Genomic DNA, 24,202 nt, shown 5'->3' with positions numbered 1-24,202 from the left:
GACATGGCAGAGAATACAACAACACAAAAACGTAACAGACAAGATGAGATTTTGCAGTCTCTCGCGTTAATGTTAGAAAGTAGCGATGGCAGTCAACGAATTACCACGGCAAAACTTGCCGCTAAAGTTGGTGTCTCAGAAGCTGCGTTATATCGTCATTTTCCAAGCAAAATGAAGATGTTTGATAGCCTGATTGAGTTTATTGAAGATTCACTGGTTTCACGCATCAACCAAATTTTAGCGGACGAAAAAGATACCACCATTAGAATTAAGTTGATTTTAGCGTTGATTTTGGGCTTTTCAGAAAAAAACCCTGGCTTAACGCGTATAATGACAGGGCATGCGCTTATGTTTGAGCAGGACCGGCTGCAAGGGCGTATTAACCAACTATTTGAACGTATAGAATCACAGCTACGACAAGTCCTTAAAGAGAAAAAGATCCGTAATGGCCATGGTTTTGTTCACGATGAATCATTACTGGCTTCTCAGCTATTAGCCTTCTGTGAAGGTATGTTGTCGCGCTTTGTACGTTCAGAGTTTCGTTACCGACCTACCGTCGAATTCGAAGCTCGCTGGCCTTTAATTTTGGCTCAGTTACAATAAGCACTTATTTATACTACTCACCCCGCCCGTTATTGGGCGAGGGCTTTTTTTACATCATTAGATTCCGTACTGCTCACGATAGGCTTTCATTGCTGCAAGGTGCTCTTGCATATCCGCTTTATCCGCTAAGTAAGCAATTAAATCGCTCATTGTGATGATCGAATGGACTTTGCATCCATAGTCACGCTCAATTTCTTGAACCGCAGAAATTTCACCTTTCCCTTTTTCTTGGCGGTCTAAACATAGCAATACACCATTTAAAATCGCATTCTGCTGTTTAATAATTTCCATTGATTCACGGATCGCCGTCCCTGCAGTAATGACATCATCAACCACAACGACACGCCCCTGTAATGGGCTACCCACTAACGTGCCGCCTTCCCCATGGTCTTTTGCTTCTTTACGGTTAAAGCAATACGGCATATCGATATCATGATGCTCTGCTAACGCCACTGCGGTAGTTGTCGCAATCGGAATCCCTTTATAAGCAGGTCCAAAAATTACATCACATTCAATTGCGCTTTCTTGTAATGCCTGCGCATAGAAACGACCCACGAGAGCCAAGTCACGCCCTGTATTAAATAACCCCGCATTAAAAAAATAGGGGCTTTTACGACCTGATTTCAGCGTAAACTCACCAAATTTCAGTACCTGTTTTTTCATGGCAAGTTCAATAAAATCGCGCTGATAGGCTTTCATTGGTCATTCTCCTCACTAGTTAATATTCATCTATTTTTATTGGGTATTACTTCTGTGGTTTATCTAAAGCAGTAAACCGCAGACATAAAAAAGGCGACTTCTCAGCCGCCTATTTAATTATTAATCTATTTCAGCGCTTCTCGCTGAGCTTCGAAAATGGTGTCTAACCCCGTTTTCGCCAATGCAAGAAGTTCTAAAAGTTCTTCATGGCTAAATGGTTCACCTTCTGCGGTACCTTGTACTTCGATCATGCGGCCATCGTCCATCATGACGACGTTCATATCCGTTTCTGCAGCAGAATCTTCGACATACTCTAGGTCACACAATGCTTCTTGCTTAACGATACCAACAGAAACCGCTGCGACCATTGCCTTCAGTGGGCTTTTTGTGATTTTCCCCTGAGCGATCATATTATTCAGCGCATCTACCAGTGCAACACATGCCCCAGAAATAGATGCTGTACGCGTACCGCCATCGGCTTGGATAACATCGCAGTCTAATGTAATGGTATATTCACCGAGTTTTTTCAGGTCAACCGCTGCGCGTAATGAACGTGCAATCAGTCGTTGAATTTCCATAGTACGACCGGTTTGTTTCCCTTTCGCAGCTTCACGCTGATTACGAGAATTTGTCGCACGAGGTAACATACCGTATTCCGCCGTTACCCAACCTTGACCTTGTCCTTTGAGAAAACGAGGAACGCCGTCCTCAACGGTCGCGGTACATAACACTTTAGTGTCGCCAAACTCAATAAGAACAGAGCCTTCTGCGTGCTTTGTATAATTACGCGTGATCTTTATAGGGCGCATTTGGTCTGCTAATCTACCTGCTGGGCGCATGGTGTTATCTCCGTTATTCACTCAAATTGGCACGTATTATACGTTGTTAATCAGATAATGCCTATCCTGTCATCCGTCATAGCGCTATAATCCCATTAATTTACAAATAATAAGGTAGGAACGAATTATGATCCGTAGTATGACCGCTTTTGCTCGCCGTGATATCAAGGGTGAATGGGGGAATGCGGCTTGGGAGCTGCGTTCCGTAAACCAACGTTATTTAGAAACTTATATCCGTTTACCTGAGCAATTTCGCAGCTTAGAGCCCGTTATCCGTGAACGTCTACGTTCTCGTCTCACCCGCGGAAAGGTAGAGTGTAACTTACGCATAGAGTTAGATAGCGCGCAGCGTGGAGAACTGATCTTAAATGAAGGTCTGGCTCGTCAGCTCATCAGCGCGGCAAATTGGGTCAAAAACTACAGCCATGAAGGCGAGATTAATCCGCTAGAAATTTTGCGTTGGCCGGGTGTGATGTCTGCGGGCGAACAAGATCTCGATGCCATTAGTGAACAGCTGATGGCCGGCTTAGATGAAACAATTGATGCCTTTATTCAAAGCCGTGAAGCCGAAGGAGCTGCTCTACATAGCCTTATCGAGCAGCGTTTAGACGGTGTTCTTGTTGAAGTCGCTAAAGTGCGCCAACATATGCCAGAAATTTTACAGTGGCAGCGTGATCGTCTACAAAGCAAACTCGAAGAAGCTCAAATTCAGGTGGATAATAACCGTTTAGAGCAAGAGCTGATTATGTTGACCCAGCGTATTGATGTGGCAGAAGAGTTAGATAGACTTGAAGCTCACGTTAAAGAGACCCGTAATATTCTGAAGAAAAAAGAAGCCAGTGGTCGCCGCCTTGATTTTATGATGCAAGAATTTAACCGCGAGTCGAATACTCTCGCGTCGAAATCCATTAATAGTGAAGTCACTAACTCCGCCGTCGAGCTCAAAGTATTAATTGAGCAAATGCGCGAGCAAATTCAGAATATTGAATAAGTTTTCTATTTTTCAGAACAACTCCAAACCAGCTTATACCTTGTATTTGCTGGTTTTTTATTATCTGTAGATTATTGAGTGGCTCTCAATAGAACATGATTAGGATAGACTTAAAAACAACCATTCAACGGTAAGATTTCACTCGGTGCGATAATCACACAGTCTCAGAGTGATGGATATCTAACCAACTGTTGGTTAACACTAATCTACCCTACAAATATAAAGTCTTTTAACGCTTAATAAAAAGGAGTTATATATGGAACATCAGAGCCAACCTTTCGAAAAAATAAAAAAAGTGGATGAGTTAGGAGTTGAATATTGGTCTGCAAGAGAGCTTTCTAAACTCTTAGCATATTCAGAATATCGCCACTGACCATTTCGAGGACATCCTCGATATGGTTAATATTGGGTCAGGTGCTCAACGCAAACTTAAGGATGTCACACTATCCCGTTACGCTTGCTACCTTGTTGTTCAAAATGGCGACCCAAGCAAACCCGTTATTGCAGCAGGACAAATCTATTTTGCCATTCAAACAAGACGACAAGAATTAGCTGATGATGACGCATTCAAAAAAATTACGTGAAGATGAAAAACGTCTATTTCTTCATAACGAATTGAAAGAACATAATAAACAGTTAGTTGAAACCGCTCAACAAGCCGGCGTTGAGACAAATATTGATTTTGCGATATTCCAAAACCATGGATACAAAGGTTTATACGGTGGATTAGACCAAAAAGGCATCCATCAACATAAAGGCTTAAAAAAATCACAAAAAATTTTAGACCATATGGGGTCGACAGAACTCGCTGCTAACTTATTTAGATCCACACAAGCAGAAGAAAAACTCAGACGAGACAATGTACAAAGTAAAACGCATGCAAATCAAACGCACTTTGATGTAGGAAGCAAGGTACGAGATACGATTCGTGAACTTGGTGGAACCATGCCAGAAGATTTGCCGTCACCAGAAAAAGTATTAAGCAGTTAGAAACTGCAGAAAAGAAAAAACTGAATCAATAGCCTTAAATCATGACAGAAACGCTCCAGTTAAAAAACAACTGATAAAAAGAAGGCAATATGTCTACAGTAGAACAATTTGATCCGACTACCCAAACTTTAGTTTTACAGCAACTCCAACAAAACTCGCCCTTGATCCACTGCATGACTAATGATGTCGTGCAAACCTTTACCGCAAATGTCTTATTAGCATTGGGCTGCTCACCCGCTATGGTCATTGAAGCAGAAGAAGCGGAGCAATTTGCTGCCATTGCCAGCAGCTTACTGATTAATGTTGGCACCTTAACCACAGAACGACAAAATGCGATGTACTTAGCAGTGAAAAGTGCCAATGTGGCTCAAAAGCCGTGGGTACTCGACCCCGTCGCCGTCGGTGCATTAAAATTTAGAACTCAGTTTTGCCACAAATTACTCTTCTTACAACCCAGTGCAATTCGTGGAAATGCATCTGAAATCATGGCGCTCGTTGGTGCTAGCCAAGGGGGAAAAGGCGTAGATTCATTGAATTCGACGGATGATGCGCTCCCTGCTGCTAAATTGTTAGCCAAACAGGTTAATACGATTGTTGCGATTAGCGGGGAAGTAGATTACATCACTGATGGGGAACGCATTATCTCCGTACAGGGTGGAAACCCATTGATGACTCGAGTGGTAGGAACAGGCTGTGCGTTATCTGCGGTGGTTGCTGCATGTTGTGCGCTTCCCGGAGATAAGCTCACCAATGTCGCCAGTGCATGTGCCATCATGAAGCGAGCTGGTGAAGCTGCCTCTCAACGCTGCCGTGGAACGGGAAGCTTTATTCCAGAATTTCTAGATGCGTTATCTCGTCCCTAAAAAGCAAATTGCCCCAACTCAGTGGGGCAATCAATCGAAACTGTTAATAATTAATCATTACCAAACAGGTCGCGGGTATACACTTTATCCACTACATCTTCCAACTCAGGTACCATGCGGTTAGTCAGAATAATGTCGCTTTCCGCTTTAAAGGCATCTAAGTCACGAATAACTTTAGAACGGAAGAATTCATCTTCTTTTAAAACGGGTTCGTAGACGATAACTTCAATGCCTTTGGCTTTGATGCGTTTCATCACTCCTTGCACTGCAGAAGAGCGGAAATTATCGGAGCCCGCTTTCATGACTAAGCGATACACGCCCACTTTACGTGGCGCTTTAGCAATAATCGCATCCGAGATAAAGTCTTTGCGGGTACGGTTTGACTCTACGATGGCATTAATCAGGGTATTTGGCACATCATCGTAGTTTGCCAGTAGCTGCTTGGTGTCTTTCGGTAAGCAATAACCGCCATAACCAAAGGATGGGTTATTGTAATGGCTACCAATACGTGGGTCTAAAGAAACACCCTCGATAATTTGGCGAGCATTCAAACCACGGCTTTCAGCATAAGTATCTAATTCATTGAAATAGGCGACGCGCATCGCTAAATAGGTGTTTGCGAACAGCTTGATAGCTTCGGCTTCAGTGCCATCAGTAAACAACACTGGAACGTCTTTTTTAATCGCACCTTCGAGTAACAGGTTAGCAAAAATTTGTGCACGTTCAGAGCGCTCGCCCACCACAATACGGGAAGGATATAAGTTATCCCACAGCGCACGACCTTCACGTAAAAATTCCGGGGAGAAAATCACATTGGTGTAACCAAACTCATCACGCAGACGCGCGGTAAAGCCCACGGGAATGGTGGATTTCACGATAATGGTCGCATCTGGATTCAGTGTGTTCACATCGTGAATGACGGATTCCACTGAATTGGTGTTGAAGTAGTTGGTTTTTGGGTCGTAATCTGTCGGCGTTGCCACAATCACATATTGTGCACCCGTATAGGCTTCAACCTTGTCTTGTGTTGCTCGGAAATTTAGCGTTTTTTCGGTTAAAAACTGCTCGATTTCAGTATCGATAATCGGCGATTGCTTGTTATTCAGCATGGCCACTTTTTCAGGGATGATATCGACCGCCACCACTTCATGGTGTTGGGACAGTAACATGGCGTTAGACAGACCGACATAGCCGGTACCTGCGATTGCTATTTTCACAGTAAACCTCTAATCAATAAATTATTAAATTTTGTAGTATGACTTATACCAGTCGACAAACGCCTGTACACCTTGTTCTATGGTAACGTGAGGGCGGTAGCCCGTTGCCTTAAAGAGGTCTTCGGTATCAGCCCATGTCGTGTAAACATCCCCGGCTTGCATCGGTAAAAAGTTTTTGATGGCTTCTTTGCCTAATGCTTTTTCCAGCGCTGAAATAAATTCAATTAATTTAACCGGCTGACCATTACCAATATTATAAATACGGTAAGGCGCACTGCTTTCAGCGGGAGAATCCGAACGGTTTTGCGGGTCTGCTTGTGGAATGATATCTGAAATACGGATCACCCCTTCGACAATATCATCAATGAAAGTGAAATCACGGCTCAGATCGCCGTTATTATAAACATCGATGGGTTCACCCGCTAAGATAGCCTTAGTGAACTTAAACAGCGCCATGTCCGGGCGACCCCATGGACCATAAACGGTGAAAAAACGCAGTCCCGTCGTCGGCAGCTGATAGAGATGTGAATAGGAGTGAGCCATCAATTCATTGGCTTTTTTGGTTGCCGCATACAATGAAATAGGATGGTCCGTTGGCATATCGGTGGTGAATGGCATTTTATCGGTCACACCATACACTGAGCTCGATGAGGCATATACCAAGTGCTTCACTTTTGCTTGGCGGCAGCCTTCTAAAATAGCCAAATGCCCATTGAGATTGCTGTCTGCATAGGCAAAAGGATTTTGTAATGAATAACGCACTCCAGCTTGCGCAGCAAGATGGATAACACGGTCAAAATTTTCTTGGGTACACAGCACCAACACTTTTTCGCGGTCTGTAATATCAAGAGGAATAAAACGGAACTGTGGATATTGCTCAAGAATATGCAATCGAGACTGTTTTAATCCCTGATCATAATAGGCATTCATATTATCGATACCGATAACTTCATGCCCACTTTCTAGCAGTCGTTGGCACAATCTAAATCCAATAAAACCGGCACTTCCCGTGACCAAATATTTCATATTCGTTATCTTCTTGCGTTAATCAAGTTGTGGCTTATCCGCATTCTAGCATTATTTATGCATGACTACTTTGCCGCATCTTTGTTGGCAACATTTAATACGTTGTAAATATAATGGCGATAACCATCCAATAACTGCTTATCTTCACAGTCATTCAGTTTACCATCACATAAGTGACGCATTTTAATGTTCGCTTCATAAAATGGCGAAATTTTCAGGTTTGCCCGCTCTAATAAAATGCCACCAAGGAAAGAGATATCGGTTAACTCACCCACGTTAATTGGTGTGGCAGCTTTAAGATTATCCCTGAGAGTAAACTGCGTAAGATAAGCTGGCGTCGGGAATGTCGATTTATACTGGTTTAAGCTAATTCCCGGTTGGTGATCCCCAAAATATAAGAACATCAGCGGACGCTGGCGTTTTTCCATGAAGGAGACAAAATCACGGATAGAGGCATCTGAGTGAACGATTTTCTCCATATAATGGCTAAATTCACCCGCAGCCTCTTTATTGTCTAATTTATCTTTGATGCCATAATCATCACTGTGCCCCTCTTTATAAGGGCCGTGCTCATACATGGTTAACGAGAAAATAAACACGGGCTTATCTGTTTCTTTCTCCAAAATTTCTTTCACGTACTTCAGCATATCTTCTGTGCTGATCGTCCATAAATTATCTTGTAATTTACCCGGATACCCCAACTCTTGAGGTTGGATAATGCGGTCTACACCGAGGGTTTCATAAGCATGTCCAGAGTGATATGCCCCTTTATTAAAGGGTGTCAGTACCACGGTATAATAACCGTTGGCTTTCATCTCTTTAAACAAACCGTGGTTTAAATGGTCGACAACAAAATAGAAAACACCGCTTTTTTGTGAGCCAAAGTCATCACTGTTTAAACCCGTTAATGCAGAAAACTCAGATAACCACGTTCCCCCACCAAAGGTTTGAACACGCATTGGGCTATGTGCAACAACGTTTGCATCTTGCTGGAACATAAATAATTCCGGCAATTTAACGCCTTCAGGTAAATCATAGACTTTGGGATCAACAGAGGATTCTTGCAGTAACAGAACGATATCTGGCTTTTCTGATTCGCCTTGATTGTTAAGAACCACATCCGCCGCTTTTTTCTCAAAATAGCTTGAGTCACCGACAAAATGAGGGGATTTATATTTGGCATTATTTGCCGACATCACTAAGTTAGTGACCGTACCACGCCCTTTTGGCAACGTTTGAGACCATCGATCGTAATAATGAGCACTGGCCCAATCGGCGCCAAAATAACCCGCAACCACCATGAGTATACTCACTACCCGAGAAATCCATCGTTTGCACGGTGTGGATAAACGCCAACTAATGATTCCGTTAATAATTAAAACGATAAATAACCCGATTACCGCCAAACCCGCTAACCAATAGTGACCTAAAGTGCCCAAGTTGGAGGTATCGGTCATCAAATTAATATCAGTGAAAAAAAGCTGCTCTTTGTAATAATGAACTTTTAACTGATTAAATATTTTGATAATGATAAATAGTGTACTGGTTACAATCACGGAGAATAGCCAGCGAGCTGTCAGGGTGAATAAGACACCAAAGATGATGGCGAAGACACTGACGGAAATCAGCGCTGGATATATTACGCTACTTTTTTCAAAAACAAGAAAAAGGGAGCCTATAAAAATGAGCGCCAGATAAATACTCGCAATGATCTTTTTATTCATTCGACTTACCAAAATTCCAATGTGATGTACTAAGTTGGATAACGTTAGGGTTGATAAAAACTGGCGGTATTATACTGGGGGAAACCACACAATTTACTCAACAAAAATGCCTTTGTCTCGTAAATAATGACCATCCTCTTTACGTCGAGTAAATCCACTTTTATCAAAAAACTCTAGAATTTGAATCGCTAATTTACGGCCGATCCCTAATTCATTACGGAAATCTGCTGCAAAAATAGCATCATGTTCGGCACAATAGCGCAGAATTAATGCAGCAAATTGGCGAATTTGTTCGCTGCTATAATAGCGGTCACGTACAATCGCAACAATCAGTCCCATCTGAGCCGCTTTTTTCAATGTTCGACGCGTAGTATCTTCATCCTGACCGATTTCTATTGCGATATCGCGAACCCACCAGGCTTCTGGCGTCGTAAACAGCCCTTCAATTTGCTGCCAAATTTGCTGCTGCTGGGCATCAAATACTAATCCATGTTGTGGCATATGCAGCCAACCACGGGTTTGCTTGATGGTTCCATCAGTAATCAAATCATTAATCAGTTTGAAAACCAAAGGCTCACTCATCGTTGGTAAAGCCATACGTTTTAAGCGAGCCTTACCGACACCGATTTGGTCACTATGAACTTCATTAAAACTTTCAAGAGATTGAGTTAGCTTGTCTTTTGCAATCTGCGCTTTGAATTCCGATAAGACAACATCGCCCACTCGAACTACATTGACCTGAGCCAATAAACTTTCAAGTGCCGCCGATGTTAACTGACGCGCCCAACGATAACTGTTTAAGTCTAGCTCACCGCTGGGTAATTGCAGATTAAGCTGAGTAAGTTCATCATTCGCTGAACACAAATGCGCCAACCAATCGAGGAATTCAGGCTGTCTCTTTCCTCTTCGTGGAGAAACTAAGCGGATCACTCTTGCTCCCGCTAACGTTTGTCGAGCGCTAATATCACGAATAATTAATCGGTCATTATCCACCAGCCAGAGCGGTGTATCTAAGATTAACTCGGCAAGGACAGGGGTTTCACCAGACTCTGTCAATAACGAAACTCGCCCTGTGATATGGCTTGCGCCATGGTATAAATGCACAGGTTGCCAATGTTTTATCGGTAAGTCACATTCCAATTCCACAATCACACGAGTTGCAACAAACGCAGGTTGTTCGGCAAGCAGCCAATCTCCCCGCGTGATCGATTCTTTATCAATATTACCCGTTAAATTTAGTGCAACTCGGTCACCAGCCTGAGCAAACTCTGCCACTTGATTTTGGCGATGAATTCCTCTGACTCTGACGGGAGTCTCAGCGCCAGTCACCCACAATGATTCACCGATATTAACCCGACCCGCTAACGCCGTTCCGGTCACCACAACCCCTGCACCTTTAACATGGAAAATACGGTCAATGGCTAAACGGAAACGATGTTGGAGATTAACCTGATTGTCTTGTTGCTGGTGAAGTTGTTGAAGATAGTGGCGCAAAGCAGCAATACCCAGCCCACTATTGGCAGACGTAATAAATAACGCCGACTCTGTCCAACCTTGGCGACGTAATTCGGACTGAATTTGTTGAGTCACCTCGTCTATCCGTGCCGTATCCACCCTATCTGCTTTGGTGAAGATCACACTGATATTTTGGCAACCTGCAAGTCTTAAAATTGCAAGATGCTCAAGGGTTTGTGCCATTACGCCATCATCACAAGCCACCACCAGCAAAGCATGATTGATCCCACCGATACCCGCCAACATATTCGCGAGGAATTTTTCGTGCCCAGGAACATCAATAAAACCGATGGAGCTACCATCTGACTGCGGCCAATACGCATAGCCGAGGTCAATCGTCATTCCACGTTTTTTTTCTTCAGGAAGGTGTGCGGTATTCACACCCGTAATGGCCTGAATAAGGGAGGTTTTGCCATGGTCAACATGGCCAGCAGTTGCGAAAATCATGACAATAAAGCCTGTACTAATCCATGTTCATCATCGAGACAACGTAGGTCTAGCCACAGTTTGCCTTCTTTCAAACGGCCAATCACAGGCTGAGGTAACTGGCGCCAGCGTGCCGCTAGGCGTTCCAATCCCCCCCCTTTACCGTCTAAAGGTGCGAACGTAATGGCATAGCTTGGTAATCGGTCAATAGGTAATGAACCGCTTCCAATTTGAGATAAGCAAGATTCGACTTCAACAATGAAATGATCACCGTAGTAAGCCTGCATTTTGACTAAAATGTTTTCGGCACTGCGCCTGATCTCTTCTGGAGATCGCGTTAACCAACGCAAGGTCGGTAATTCTGTGGTTAATTTTTCAGGCGTTAAATAGAGTTTTAGCGTCGCTTCCAGCGCAGCTAGGATCATTTTATCTACACGTAAAGCGCGCTTTAGAGGGTGTTTTTGAATGGCATCAATCCATTTTTTCTTCCCTAAAATAATCCCTGCTTGGGGACCTCCGAGAAGCTTATCTCCAGAAATGGAAACTAAATCAATACCTTGTGATAAGTAAGTTTGCGGCATAGGCTCCGCAGGCAGACCGTAAGCGGTCATGTCGATCATCGAGCCGCTGCCTAAATCAATGGCTGTCGGTAATTGGTACTTTTTACCCAGCTCCGCCAGCGCTTCACCATCCACTTCGGCGGTAAAGCCTTCAATGCTGTAGTTACTGGTATGAACCTTCATTAATAAGGCCGTATCCTCATTAATGGCTTTTTCATAATCCCGCAAATGAGTACGGTTAGTGGTACCAACTTCGACTAACTGGCATCCCGCTTGCTCCATCACATCCGGCACACGAAAAGCCCCACCAATTTCGACTAACTCACCGCGGGAGACAATCACTTGCTGATTTGGTGCGACGGTCGCGAGTAAGAGTAGAACAGCGGCAGCATTGTTATTCACAATACACGCATCTTCCGCTCCCGTCAGTTGACAGAGTAAGTCAGCAATCGCACGGTCACGATGTCCGCGCATTGCGCCATCCAGAGAGTATTCTAACGTCACGGGGGAACTCATGACCTGCGCCACGGCAGTAATCGCCGATTTGGACATGACAGAACGCCCCAGATTGGTATGCAAAACTGTACCCGTTAAATTGAATACATTTTTTAATGCGCTTTGTCCGAATGCATGATGTCGTCTGGATAATTCGGCTAACCAGTCATTATGCCAATCCGGTAATCGCCCTTCATCCGCAATACAAGTTCGAGCTTGTGCCTGCATTTCACGCAAACATTCCGTTACCCAGTGCAGACTCGACTGCTCGACCAAAATTTGGGCTTCATCGAATTGCAGTAACTTATCGATAGCGGGAAGTTGGCGATACAAAGTCGGTTCAGCCATAGTCTCTACTCTCTTTGCTTACTCTGTTACCGGTCGATTATTTTTCGCCGGGAAACAAAAATGGGTTAATGCTGCTACGAGCAAAACCTTCTTCTTCCATACGTGCATCTAAAATAATCGACGCTAAATCATCGGCGACCGGTTCAACTTTAGACTCTTTTTCTTGGTATAGCACTTTAAGATAGCTGCCACAATCGCCACAACTTTCTGCTTTTACTGCTGCATTTTCATCATCTAATGACCAATAATTGAGGTCACGAGTTTGCTCGCAGTTACTGCATTTCACACGTACCATATGCCACTCGGTTTCACACAAGGTGCAGTGTAAATAACGTAAGCCTTGGCTAGAACCAATTTGAACAATACTAGAGACCGGCATGCTGTTACATACTGGGCAAAAATGACGATGGTCACCATGTTCAGCACGGGCTTTACCCGGAATGTTTGCTGCCATTTGTGCCCAATAAACCGATAATGCCGCCCAAATAAACATTGATTTGTCTGCTGGGACTTTTTCAAAATGTTCATTTAGCAACGCCGTTGCCATCTCTTCCAATTCAGATTCAGAGGCTTTTTCTAGATTTTCTAATGCTGTACGCACTGAGTCAGGGACGATTGGCATTAACTCTGCGATGATCGAGCTTAATAATTTGTGCCAATGATTCGTACGAGGAAATGTTTTTGCATCTAACGGTGGCGTATTCGTTACGGTTGAACGCGCCAGTACTTCAGCCATGTCCATTTCTAATGGGTTGTCATGCTGCGCATTATTTTGTGCCGTTGCCACTTCCGCAGCAAAATTCAGATAATCTGCAAAAGGATGTTCACCCACGCCAAGTTCTTTTAATCGTTCCGCGCGACGTTGATAAAGGTTTTTTAAATTCGGGAACAGAACAGGTGGAATAAACCCAATTCCTTTTTCTTTCAATCTTTCTTGACCTAATTCTTCTTTAGGGACGATACGAATACCCATTGCTCTCTCTCTTTTATATTTTTTATAACCTAGTTCGAGAAACCGACGTGTCACATTTTCCCGAAAGTGGTAAAGAATAGACATAATCAGCGGTCAGAATAAAACAAAAGCGCCTGATAGGCTACCGCTGGACTCGATTATTCGAGGTAGGGTGCTTACGGGTAGATATTGTGATAACAAAGCCGCTTTGTGGCTGTTCTATTTGATCTAAAATCTATTCTCATCACTCCATTTTAGCGCATGAGAATACTAAACATTTAACATCAGTAACCCGAAGGAAATCAATCTATCATTGGCTTGTTAGGATTTTGTGCACAAAATGCAAATATCCTCTAGCCAAAAATGTAAAAAGCCCACAAACAATGTTGTGGGCTTGATTCGTCAAAACAAAAACGCTTAGTTTTTATCTTGCTGCTCTTGCTGCTGTTTCTCTTTGGCAACAATTTCACGGTACCAACGTGGGTGGTGCTTTCTCGCCCAACCACGGGTTACCCATCCTTCCACCATCGCACGAACTGAGCCTTTCACCCAGATTGCCGCATAGGCATGTACGATAATCATCAGAATCAAACCAATCGCCGACAGTGAGTGAATGATAATCGCTGCACGGTACACTGGAATTGGGAAATAATCAGCAAAGAATGGACGCCACATAATCACGCCGCTCACGACCAAAGCCAATAAGCAGATAGTGACAACCCAATACACCCCTTTTTGACCGAGGTTATATTGACCAACGTCGCCAGCTTCTTCGTTTTTCAGTACTTTACCGATATTTTTTGCCCACTTAATATCATCTTTATTGATGAAGTTATGGTGGAAATAACGGAAGAACATGAAGACGAATAGCAAGAACATCGCCGTGCCCACGAAGGGATGCAAAATTCGAGACAATTGTGGTGTGCCTAAAATGTTCATGAACCAGTTCAAGGATGGGAAGAAAAAGCCCAATCCGCTGATAGCAGTGAACAAGAAGCAAATCACAACCGCCCAATGATTGATCCTTTCAATCGGCTTATGACGAATAATTTTGTCATTATCATCTGGCATCATTTCTGATCCTCCCCTTCTTTTGATTTTGAAGAGTCAGATGACGTTGCGTTATGCAAATCTTCTAAAGCTTCTTCTTCATCTTTTTTGGAGACGCGGTTCGGACCAATACCCACATAGTGGAAGATGGCCGCCGCAAATGTTGCAGCAAAACCAACCGCTGCCATCGGCTTCCAGATACCTTTCCAGAAGGTGACTGTTGGGCTGATGGTCGGATTTTCTGGTAGCCCATGATACAGCTGAGGTTTATCCGCATGGTGTAAAACGTACATAACGTGCGTACCGCCCACACCTTCAGGATCGTATAAACCTGCGTTTGCGTAACCGCGAGTTTTCAGCTCTTCAACACGGTCACCTGCCATGTTTATCATGTCTTCTTTGCTACCAAAGTGAATCGCACCTGTTGGGCATGTTTTCACACACGCAGGTTCTTGACCCACTTCAACACGGTCAACACACAGCGTACATTTGTATGCACGGTTATCGTCCTTGTTGATACGTGGTACGTCGAACGGGCAACCCGCGATACAGTAACCACAACCAATACAGTGTTCTGATTGGAAATCAACGATACCATTTTTGTACTGAACGATTGCGCCTTCTGCTGGACATGCTTTCAGGCAGCCAGGATCAGCACAGTGCATACAGCCATCTTTACGAATCAGCCATTCAAATCTATCGTTCTCTTCAACTTCAGAGAAACGCATAACTGTCCATGACTTGGCGGTTAAATCCGTCGGGTTATCATACACCCCAACGTTAGTACCGATTTTGTCGCGAATATCGTTCCATTCGGAACACGCAACCTGACAAGCTTTACAGCCAATACAGGTTGTGACGTCGATTAGCTTTGCAACTTCTTCCTTATAATCCCGCACCTGAGGTGCGGGAGTCAGGGAATTGGTGGCAGAGCGACGAATAATGTCCTGTGATTGCATTGACATAATTTATCTCCTTACACCTTTTCCACATTGACAAGGAATGATTTAAATTCCGGCGTCTGAGTATTCGCATCACCCACGTATGGCGTTAGCGTATTGGTAAGAAAGCCTTTAACTGCTAAACCTTCAAAGCCCCAGTGAATTGGAATACCGATAGTATCGATATCTTTACCATGCACCTTCAGCGTCTGAATACGTTTCGTGACAACGGCTTTCGCTTTGATGTAACCCCGTTTAGAGCTCACTTTAACCGTGTCGCCCTGCTCGATGCCTTTCTCTTTCGCTAAACGCTCACCGATTTCGATGAACTGCTGCGGCTGAATAATGGCATTTAACAGTGCATGCTTGGTCCAGTAGTGGAAATGCTCGGTCAAACGATAAGTAGTACCCACGTATGGGAACTCTGTCGCTTTACCCATTTGCGCCCAGTCATCTTTAAACACACGAGCCGCAGGGTTTGACACCACGCTTGGATGCAGAGGGTTAGTATCCAGCGGCGTTTCGATTGGTTCGTAATGCTCAGGGAATGGACCTTCCGCCATTTTATCCAGAGCAAACAAACGACCCATACCTTCAGGCTGCATGATAAATGGACCTACACCACTACCCGGCGCCGCATTGCTGTAGTCAGGAATATCCATTCCCACCCACTTGCTACCATTCCATTCAAGAATTTGGCGCTTCGGATCCCATGGTTTACCCATTGGGTCAGCAGATGCACGGTTATAAATAACTCGGCGGTTCAATGGCCATGCCCATGCCCAACCTAATGTGTTACCCAGACCCGTTGGGTCAGAGTTATCACGGTTAGCCATTTGGTTACCTTTCGGTGTCCAGCTACCGGCGAAAATCCAGCAACCACTCGCCGTTGTACCATCATCGCGTAATTGAGCAAACGAGCTAAGCAGTTCGCCTTTTTTCACGATGATATTGCCATCAGCATCTTTTAAGTCTTCTAATGCATAACCGTTGCTTTCTTGAGCCACTTCTTCCGGTGTTGGATTATCACGATCGAAGTAATTCCAAGTCATGCTCAGCACCTGTTCAGGAGCTGCGCCGCCTTCGGTTTCATACAGTTGACGCAGGCGATGATAGATACCTGACAGGATTTCACCATCACTGATAGCTTCGCCCGGGGCATCCGCACCTTTCCAGTGCCACTGTAACCAACGCGCTGAGTTAACAATTGAACCATTTTCTTCAGCAAAGCAGCAAGATGGCAGACGGAACACGGTAGTTTGGATCTCTTCCGGTTTCACATCATTCATTTCGCCATGGTTTTGCCAGAAGTTTGCAGTTTCTGTGTTCAGCGGGTCGATAGTAATTAAGAATTTCAGTTTAGAAAGTGACTTCGAGACTTTGTTCTTGTTCGGGAATGAGGCTAATGGGTTAAAGCCTTGGCAGATATAGCCATTAACTTCGCCCTTATCCATCATTTCGAAATAACGCAGTACGTCGTAACCCTGATCCCATTTAGGTAACAGGTCAAAGCCCCAGTTATTTTCTTTCTGCGCTTTGTCACCATAGAAAGTCTTCATCATGCTGACAAAGAATTTCGGGTAGTTACTCCAGTAGTTAACTTGTCCCGCTACCGTCGCTTTTGGCGTATTGGCCGCTAAGTAACTTTCTAGCGTAGTTTGTTTCTCTGACGGCAAAGTCAGATAACCTGGCAAACTTTGAGATAACAAACCTAGGTCAGTCAGGCCTTGGATATTGGAGTGACCACGCAGTGCGTTAACGCCACCGCCTAACATCCCCATGTTACCCAGCAGTAACTGGATCATCGCCATAGTACGAATATTTTGCGCACCAACGGTGTGTTGGGTCCAACCCAGTGCATACAAGAATGACGCTGTTTTGTCTTTTGCACTCGTTTCTGCAAGGTACTCACAGACTTGCAGGAAGTCTTTGATTGGCGTACCGCAAATGTTGTTAACCACTTCTGGGGTATAACGGCTGACGTGTTCTTTCAATAAGTTAAGGACACAACGCGGGTGTTTCAGAGTCGGATCGCGCAGCGCTAAGCCGTTCTCATCCATCTCGTAGTTCCACGTGGTCTTATCATATTGGCGTTTTTCAGCATCGTAACCTGTGAACAGACCGTCATCAAAACCGTAATCTTCACGGATAACTAAGCTGGCGTTAGTGTACGCCTCAACGTATTCACGTTGAATTTTCTCGTTATCTAGTAAGTATTTGATCACACCCGACAGGAACGCAATATCAGTACCAGAACGGATAGGCGTGTAAAAATCCGCCACAGCCGCAGTACGGGTAAAGCGAGGATCGATAACAATAAGTTTGGCTTTATTATGGATTTTTGCTTCCATCGCCCAGCGGAAACCAACTGGATGCGCTTCTGCGGCATTACCACCCATAACAACAACCAGGTTTGCGTTTTTAATGTCAACCCAGTGGTTGGTCATCGCACCGCGACCAAATGTTGGAGCAAGACTTGCTACCGTTGGTCCGTGTCAGACACGCGCTTGGTTATCCACGGCAAGCATGCCGAGGGCGCGACTAAATTTTTGGGTTACAAAACCTGTTTCATTACTTGCCGCTGATGCACACAGCATACCGGTGGTTAACCAACGGTTGACAGTTACACCATCTTTATTCTGTTTAATGAAGTTAGCATCACGATCTTCTTTCATTAACTTGGCGATGCGGTCAAAGGCTTCGTTCCAAGAAATGCGTTTCCACTCGTTAGTGCCTGGTTCGCGAACTTCTGGATATTTCAGGCGACTTTCACTGTGAATGAAGTCGATTAATCCTGCACCTTTAGGACAAAGTGCGCCACGGTTTACCGGATGATCCGGGTCCCCTTCAATATGAAAAATACTTTCTTTTGCATTTTTCGCGCCATCACCGAGGCTGTACATTAACAGCCCACAGCCGACAGAACAGTAGGTACAGGTATTTCGGGTCTCTTTCGCTCGCAGTAATTTATACTGGCGAGTCGATGCTAGTGCGGTGGCTGGAATAAAACCCAGTGCCGCTGCCGTTGTACCTGCCATACCGCCAGCGCAGATCTTAAAGAACTGCCTTCTGCTGACTTGCATGGGGGATCTCCTCATATACATTGCTCATGTTTACCTAACTTCGTTACATAAATTGAGGTAAACTGTTCTTATTCAACGTCATCCTTACGTATTCAGGTTCATTGCCTGATTAATGGTGTAAATTCTTTTTACCCATATCGAATATTATGTATCATTAGTGATAGGAATTCATCTAATGTATGAAACAAATACTACAAATAACCCCAAATTATCTAAAATGATCGGCGTTAATCACACAACCGTGCAACAAAAAAACAACCTAGGATTATTGGTTAATGATTATGTTGCAGAAGAAATTCCTGTTGCACTTGTATACAACGGAATATCTCACGTCGTAATGATGGCAACGCCAAAAGATTTGAGTGATTTTGCTGTCGGATTTTCATTATCCGAAGGAATTATACAATCCCGAGATGAAATCCGTGGAATTGATATTGTACAGGGCTGCCATCGAGGCATTGAAGTACAGATTGAATTATCCAACCGCCGTTTTATGGAACTCAAAGAGCGCAGACGTAACCTAACGGGCCGTACTGGCTGTGGTATTTGTGGCACAGAACAGCTCGACGAGATTTTCAAACCTCTCACACCGCTGCCATTCACTCAAACCTTCTCTCTATCATACCTCGATAATGCGCTTAATGAACTAAAAAAAGTCCAAGAAATTGGGGCGTTAACAGGTTGTACCCATGCTGCCGCGTGGATTTCCCCTGAAGGTTTATTAGTCGGTGGTTGTGAAGATGTGGGTCGCCATGTGGCGCTTGATAAACTATTAGGCATGAAAAGCCGCTCAGATTGGCAGCAAGGGGCAATTTTAGTTTCTAGCCGTGCCAGTTATGAAATGGTTCAAAAAGCGGCTAGCTGTGGTGCGGAGATTTTATTTGCGGTCTCTGCTGCAACAGCTCTTGCCATTGAGGTCGCCGAAAAAGCCAATTTGACGCTGGTCGGATTCTGCCGCCAAGGTAAAGCGACGGTGTTTACTCATCCGAGTCGGGTGAGGGATTGATAACGAATTTAATCCCAGCCTTTTTTTAATCGCTCAGCTTTGTGATGTAACCCCGATAAAATTGAGTTTGCAATGTGTTCAGGAAAATCAAGTGGAAGTTGCTCCCTAACTTTCTTAATGACACTGTCCATTTTTTCATCAAACTCAATTAAGATTTTTTCCATCTCAGCTCGAGCAAATCCAACTGCTTTTGCTGTTGCAAAAAAGTGTCTTGGGAAAATTTGTTCTATTTCGTATTTAATCCCTTTTTTTCCTTTCAATCCCATTGCAAGTTTTGCATCTCTAGGATGGATTCCTCTACCACCATAACTGGGATACATCGATAAAATATCGTAGAAGGGCGTCAATCGGTAACGCCCCTCCGATTCAATAAACAATGAAAAATTTTTAGCATGTCCATCGGTCGCAGCGAGTAACCAAAACAAGACTTGGCTCTTCATAAATTGATATCTATCTTTCTCAACATTGATTGAACCCAGTAAGTAATCCATAATTTCCTGAATACCTGGTCCACCATGACTTTGATATTTTCTTGCCGGTGAAACATTCAGGGTTTGACAAAAATCTTCCTGTGGTAAGCGCATAATCCACGTATCGTCAGAGGAATATTTACGGTCAAAACGTTCAACCACTAACGCCTTTATCTCTCCGATATTTAAAATAAAACTATGGGGTACATCGAGACCAAACTCTTTTGCTATCAGTAAACATAAATACTCATTTTCTACACTTTCAGACAAATCAATCGAGTATGAATGACTTTCTATTTTACCAATAGGGAGCTTAATAATATGGGTTGTTGGCGTAGCATTCAGTGGCAAATACCAATGTCCATCTAAATTGAGTAGTGCCGTTTTTTCCTGAGCTCCAGCAATCGAGATCCTAAAATCATCCACTTCGTCAATCATACCTAATGGAATATTCGCTCTATATCCAGTTAAGATTTTTTCTAATTTTTTAGTGGATAAACGTTTATATTCGATTTGTTTTACATTACTGACTGTTTGCTCAGCAGGAACCAGTTGTAAAGCTCCCACACTATCCTGCCCAATTTTAGATAATAAATCGAAAGGTTGATTTGAATCCGCCTGATGACGGCTAACAACTCGATTTCGTATTTCAATATTATCAGGGAGAAGGTTATCAAAAAAATTATAAACTTCATCCCCTTTGTATTCTTGATGTTGAAGAGGCATTGATAAAGAAATTGGACGCGCTCCCGGCGTTTCTAGCCAGTGACTATCATATTTAAATTGGTGTGCTCCAGTACTCGAACGAATAAATTCCCCAACAAGATAACCATTCATGTACACATACAAAGTCGCCATTACCACTCCTCCTTCCATCCGGAGTCTGTATTTGATGAGCCACTTTCATTTCTGGGTTTAATATCGAGTTCAAGATTTAACGCGGATAGAATCTTAAAAAAGGTTTCTAATTTTGTAGAGTCTGGAGAGAGTTCAAAACTGGAGACGGTATCTTGCCGAATACCCACTTTACTCGCGACTTTGCTTTGAGATAATTTGTTGGTTTCTCTGACATCTTTCATGTAAGCACTAAGTTGTCGAGTATTGGTGACTTTCATTGGGATACCTACCTTGCTTGAGGCCAATAACATTACACTCTATAACCGGTAAATATTAGATTACACGCTGCAGCAGGTAAAATCAACATTACACGCTATAGCAGGTAAATATCACTCTACACGGTCTAGCGTGTAGAGTGATAACCATCATGCAAAATGATTACTTCCCAATACAGAAACTCGAGAAAATACGCCCTAACAAATCATCGGACGTAAATTCGCCCGTGATCTCGCTGAGTTCGAGCTGAGCTAAGCGTAACTCTTCAGCCAATAACTCACCGGAGCGAGCATTCACTAACTGGTCATAACCTTGTGCGAGGTGGGTTGCGGCATTATTCAGTGCTTGTAAGTGACGGCGGCGTGCTAAGAAGCCCCCCTCCGTATTGCCACTAAAACCCATGGTTTCTTTGAGATGATCGCGCAGCAAATCGATGCCTTTCTCTTCGCGAGCAGATAACCGGATTAATGGGTAACGCACATCTGCGACAAACTCAATCGACTCTCCGGTTTTATCCGCTTTATTACGAATGACAGTAACTGGCAACGTTTCTGGTAGGCGCGCCATAAATTCAGGCCAAATTTCTTGCGGCTCGGTGGCGTCTGTCGTCGTGCTATCCACCATAAATAATACACGGTCAGCTTGTTCAATCTCTTTCCAAGCGCGTTCTATACCGATGCGCTCAACTTCATCACTGGCTTCGCGTAAGCCCGCAGTATCAATAATATGCAGTGGCATACCGTCGATATGAATATGCTCACGCAGTACATCACGAGTGGTTCCTGCAATATCGGTGACAATAGCCGCTTCACGTCCCGCCAATGCATTCAACAAGCTGGATTTACCCGCATTTGGACGACCGGCGATCACCACTTTCATTCCTTCACGCAGTAAACTGCCTTGTCGAGCTTGAGAGCGAACCTGCTCCAAATCATCAACCACTTCATTCAGTTTGGCTTCAATTTTGCCGTCAGACAGGAAATCAATTTCCTCATCAGGAAAATCAATGGCAGCCTCGACATAGATACGCAAGTGAGTGAGTGCTTCCACTAATTGGTGGATATGGGATGAAAAAGCCCCTTGCAAAGAGTTCATTGCAGAACGAGCTGCTTGTTCAGAGCTGGCATCAATCAAATCGGCGATAGCTTCGGCCTGTGCCAAATCCAGTTTGTCATTTAAAAATGCGCGCTCAGAAAACTCGCCCGGATTCGCAATACGAATTGCGCCAATCGTCAAAATTCTTCTGAGTAGTAAATCGAGGATAACCGGACCACCGTGCCCTTGTAATTCAAGAACATCTTCACCCGTGAAAGAATTCGGTCCTGGGAAATAAATTGCAATCCCTTGGTCAAGAACAGAGCCATCCACATCACGAAATGGCAAATACTCGGCATAACGCGGCTTTGGTAACTTTCCAAGTACCGTTTCAGCCACTAAGGCTGCCTTTGGACCGGATACACGTAAAATTCCCACTCCACCACGACCGGGAGGTGTTGCCTGTGCGACGATAGTATCGTTGATTTGCATGATGTTTCTCTGTCTCTGCGTAAAAAAATTGAGGCGCTCCGAACTGGAACGCCTCAATGTTACTATAGAATCTGGCTTTGTGAAGCCTTCTAAACTCGTTAAGAATCTAGATTACTTTTTCTCTTTCTTATCGCGACTATGTAGACCACGTTTTTCCAGACCACGATAAATAATCTGCTGCTGGATAATGGTGACTAAGTTACTCACGATATAGTACAGAACCAGACCTGATGGGAACCACAGGAAGAACACGGTAAACACGACTGGCATGTATGTCATGATCTTCTGCTGCATTGGGTCAGTCACAGCTGTTGGTGACATTTTCTGGATAACAAACATCGTCACACCCATCAGAACTGGCAGGATGTAGTACGGGTCTTGTGCAGACAAGTCTTGGATCCAACCAAAGAATGGTGCGTGACGCAGTTCAACAGAACCCATCAACATGTAGTAAAGTGCAAGGAAGATTGGCATTTGAATCAGCAGAGGTAAACAACCACCCAGTGGGTTTACTTTTTCTGCTTTGTACATCGCCATCATTTCTTGGCTCATACGTTGTTTGTCATCACCAATACGCTCACGCATTGCAGCCAATTTTGGTTGCAATAAACGCATTTTCGCCATTGAGGTGTACTGCGCTTTGGTCAGCGGGTACATGATACCACGGACGATAAAGGTAATAACGATGATGGCAATACCCCAGTTACCGACAAAACCGTGAATGAATTTCAACAGTTTGAACAGTGGCTGAGAAATAAACCATAACCAACCGTAATCTACGGTTAAATCTAAGTGAGGAGCAACTTCTGCCATTTCTGACTGAATTTCAGGACCAATCCACAGTGTCGATGAATAAGTACCTGCACCATTCGCCGCGATAGTGACTGGCTCGCTCTTATAACCAACGATGGCCGATTTTTTATCGAGATCAATGGTGTAGAAAGTGCTTTGTTCTGTCGCTTCTGGAACCCACGCCGTTGCAAAATATTGTTGCAACATTGCGACCCAGCCGCCTTTCGTAGTCAGGCTTAAGTTTTTATCTTCGATGTCACTGAAACTATATTTTTTATAGTTGTTTTCATCAGAAGAATAAGCCGCACCACGGTATGTATGCAGAGCAAAGTTATTGCTTCCTGTATCACGCTGTTCTGGCAGTGCAATGGTCTGTTTTAACTGACCGAAGAAAGCAAGGCTCAGAGGCTGTGCTGTTGGGTTTTGAATACTGTATTCAACTTCAACAGTATATTTACCGCGCTTCAGAATATACGTTTTCTGATAGACAACACCGTTGTTATCGGTGAAAGACATCGGAACACGTAATTCATCTTGACCCGCTTGTAGCTCAAAGCTTGCCGAGTCTGCGGTATAAAGAGGACGTTGACCGTTATTGTTCGCTGGGTTGTCTGGACCATGAGGACCAATCAGACCACTTTGAGCCTGATAAACAAAACCTGGTGTGGTTTCTAATAAACGGAACGGGTCTGGTGAGTTCAAGGTTGCTGGATAGGCTAACAGATCAGCCTCATCAATATCACCACCGCGAGTATTGATGCGAACATCAAGTACGTCAGTTTTAACGGCAATAAGCTTACCTTGCTCACTATTTGTGACCGCTTGACCATCACTGTTTGGCATGTCCGTTTTTTGTTGCGAAGTTTGAACAGTTTTGGTTTCCTGAGCAACTTTATCGCTCTCCCAAGCCTGCCAAACCAAAAACGTCACGAACAACAAAGCGATGAGTAGAAGATTGCGTTGCGAATCCAT

General features: G+C 43.9%; 19 protein-coding genes and 1 pseudogene. 5 read left to right on the top strand and 15 right to left on the bottom strand.

Annotated elements, in window-relative coordinates:
- Positions 1-3 precede the first annotated feature (3 nt).
- Positions 4-603 (top strand): nucleoid occlusion factor SlmA, encoded by a 600-nt coding sequence (slmA, locus tag PROVRUST_RS17185; protein ID WP_039855863.1) that lies wholly within the window; start codon positions 4-6, stop codon positions 601-603.
- A 57-nt stretch (positions 604-660) separates the two neighbouring features.
- On the opposite strand, the gene pyrE is transcribed toward slmA, so the two are convergent.
- Positions 661-1,302, bottom strand: coding sequence for an orotate phosphoribosyltransferase (gene pyrE, locus PROVRUST_RS17180; protein WP_006816173.1), 642 nt, complete (start codon positions 1,300-1,302; stop codon positions 661-663).
- Positions 1,303-1,427: 125 nt separating this feature from the next.
- Positions 1,428-2,141 (bottom strand): ribonuclease PH, encoded by a 714-nt coding sequence (gene rph, locus PROVRUST_RS17175; protein WP_006816172.1) that lies wholly within the window; start codon positions 2,139-2,141, stop codon positions 1,428-1,430.
- Between the two features lie 127 nt (positions 2,142-2,268).
- Between rph and PROVRUST_RS17170 the strand changes: the two genes are divergently transcribed.
- The 3 genes and pseudogenes from PROVRUST_RS17170 (at position 2,269) to thiM (ending at position 4,985) form a co-directional block, all read left to right on the top strand.
- Entirely contained in the window at positions 2,269-3,132 is an 864-nt protein-coding gene (locus tag PROVRUST_RS17170; RefSeq protein ID WP_039855860.1) for a YicC/YloC family endoribonuclease, read from the top strand.
- 256 nt (positions 3,133-3,388) lie between these two features.
- A pseudogene (gene dinD / locus PROVRUST_RS17165) lies at positions 3,389-4,154 on the top strand (DNA damage-inducible protein D).
- Between the two features lie 57 nt (positions 4,155-4,211).
- The gene (gene thiM / locus PROVRUST_RS17160) at positions 4,212-4,985 is read left to right on the top strand and encodes a hydroxyethylthiazole kinase (protein ID WP_006816168.1); all 774 of its coding nucleotides are present in this window, start codon (positions 4,212-4,214) and stop codon (positions 4,983-4,985) included.
- A gap of 50 nt (positions 4,986-5,035) precedes the next feature.
- Here thiM and PROVRUST_RS17155 read toward each other — a convergent pair whose 3' ends face one another.
- From PROVRUST_RS17155 to fdnG, 9 genes are all read right to left on the bottom strand, one after another.
- Positions 5,036-6,202 carry a nucleotide sugar dehydrogenase gene (locus PROVRUST_RS17155; RefSeq protein ID WP_006816167.1) on the bottom strand — a complete coding sequence of 389 codons (1,167 nt, stop codon included), beginning with the start codon at positions 6,200-6,202 and terminating at the stop codon, positions 5,036-5,038.
- 24 nt (positions 6,203-6,226) lie between these two features.
- Positions 6,227-7,228, bottom strand: coding sequence for an NAD-dependent epimerase (locus PROVRUST_RS17150; protein WP_006816166.1), 1,002 nt, complete (start codon positions 7,226-7,228; stop codon positions 6,227-6,229).
- A 65-nt stretch (positions 7,229-7,293) separates the two neighbouring features.
- The gene (locus PROVRUST_RS17145; protein WP_006816165.1) at positions 7,294-8,952 is read right to left on the bottom strand and encodes an LTA synthase family protein; all 1,659 of its coding nucleotides are present in this window, start codon (positions 8,950-8,952) and stop codon (positions 7,294-7,296) included.
- 93 nt (positions 8,953-9,045) lie between these two features.
- Complete coding sequence (gene selB, locus PROVRUST_RS17140; protein ID WP_006816164.1) at positions 9,046-10,914, bottom strand: selenocysteine-specific translation elongation factor; 1,869 nt, start codon at positions 10,912-10,914, stop codon at positions 9,046-9,048.
- Entirely contained in the window at positions 10,911-12,296 is a 1,386-nt protein-coding gene (gene selA / locus PROVRUST_RS17135; RefSeq protein WP_006816163.1) for an L-seryl-tRNA(Sec) selenium transferase, read from the bottom strand. The genes selB and selA overlap by 4 nt, the downstream gene beginning before the upstream one ends.
- A 37-nt stretch (positions 12,297-12,333) precedes the next feature.
- A complete protein-coding gene (fdhE, locus tag PROVRUST_RS17130) occupies positions 12,334-13,269 on the bottom strand; it encodes a formate dehydrogenase accessory protein FdhE (RefSeq protein ID WP_039855856.1) in 936 nt (311 codons plus the stop codon).
- Between the two features lie 396 nt (positions 13,270-13,665).
- Positions 13,666-14,322 carry a formate dehydrogenase cytochrome b556 subunit gene (gene fdoI / locus PROVRUST_RS17125; RefSeq protein ID WP_006816161.1) on the bottom strand — a complete coding sequence of 219 codons (657 nt, stop codon included), beginning with the start codon at positions 14,320-14,322 and terminating at the stop codon, positions 13,666-13,668.
- The gene (fdxH, locus tag PROVRUST_RS17120) at positions 14,319-15,263 is read right to left on the bottom strand and encodes a formate dehydrogenase subunit beta (protein ID WP_039855853.1); all 945 of its coding nucleotides are present in this window, start codon (positions 15,261-15,263) and stop codon (positions 14,319-14,321) included. Before fdxH ends, fdoI begins: the two co-directional genes overlap by 4 nt.
- Before the next feature lie 11 nt (positions 15,264-15,274).
- Complete coding sequence (fdnG, locus tag PROVRUST_RS17115) at positions 15,275-18,322, bottom strand: formate dehydrogenase-N subunit alpha (protein WP_112837516.1); 3,048 nt, start codon at positions 18,320-18,322, stop codon at positions 15,275-15,277.
- A 175-nt stretch (positions 18,323-18,497) separates the two neighbouring features.
- On the opposite strand from fdnG, the gene fdhD reads away from it, so the two are divergent.
- A complete protein-coding gene (gene fdhD / locus PROVRUST_RS17105) occupies positions 18,498-19,328 on the top strand; it encodes a formate dehydrogenase accessory sulfurtransferase FdhD (protein ID WP_006816157.1) in 831 nt (276 codons plus the stop codon).
- An 8-nt stretch (positions 19,329-19,336) separates the two neighbouring features.
- Here the strand turns inward: fdhD and PROVRUST_RS17100 are convergent, their stop codons facing one another.
- The 4 genes from PROVRUST_RS17100 to yidC all read right to left on the bottom strand — a co-directional run bounded on the left by PROVRUST_RS17100 (position 19,337) and on the right by yidC (position 24,202).
- Complete coding sequence (locus PROVRUST_RS17100) at positions 19,337-20,656, bottom strand: type II toxin-antitoxin system HipA family toxin (protein ID WP_039855851.1); 1,320 nt, start codon at positions 20,654-20,656, stop codon at positions 19,337-19,339.
- Positions 20,656-20,913 carry a helix-turn-helix domain-containing protein gene (locus PROVRUST_RS17095; RefSeq protein ID WP_039855850.1) on the bottom strand — a complete coding sequence of 86 codons (258 nt, stop codon included), beginning with the start codon at positions 20,911-20,913 and terminating at the stop codon, positions 20,656-20,658. The genes PROVRUST_RS17100 and PROVRUST_RS17095 overlap by 1 nt, the downstream gene beginning before the upstream one ends.
- 160 nt (positions 20,914-21,073) lie before the next feature.
- Entirely contained in the window at positions 21,074-22,438 is a 1,365-nt protein-coding gene (mnmE, locus tag PROVRUST_RS17090) for a tRNA uridine-5-carboxymethylaminomethyl(34) synthesis GTPase MnmE (RefSeq protein ID WP_006816154.1), read from the bottom strand.
- Between the two features lie 111 nt (positions 22,439-22,549).
- Positions 22,550-24,202 (bottom strand): membrane protein insertase YidC, encoded by a 1,653-nt coding sequence (gene yidC / locus PROVRUST_RS17085; protein WP_006816153.1) that lies wholly within the window; start codon positions 24,200-24,202, stop codon positions 22,550-22,552.

This window comes from Providencia rustigianii DSM 4541, assembly GCF_000156395.1.
Classification (GTDB): Bacteria; Pseudomonadota; Gammaproteobacteria; order Enterobacterales; family Enterobacteriaceae; genus Providencia; species Providencia rustigianii.
The sequence above is the reverse complement of the archived record's forward strand: the minus strand, read 5'-3'. Positions and strand labels throughout refer to the sequence as shown.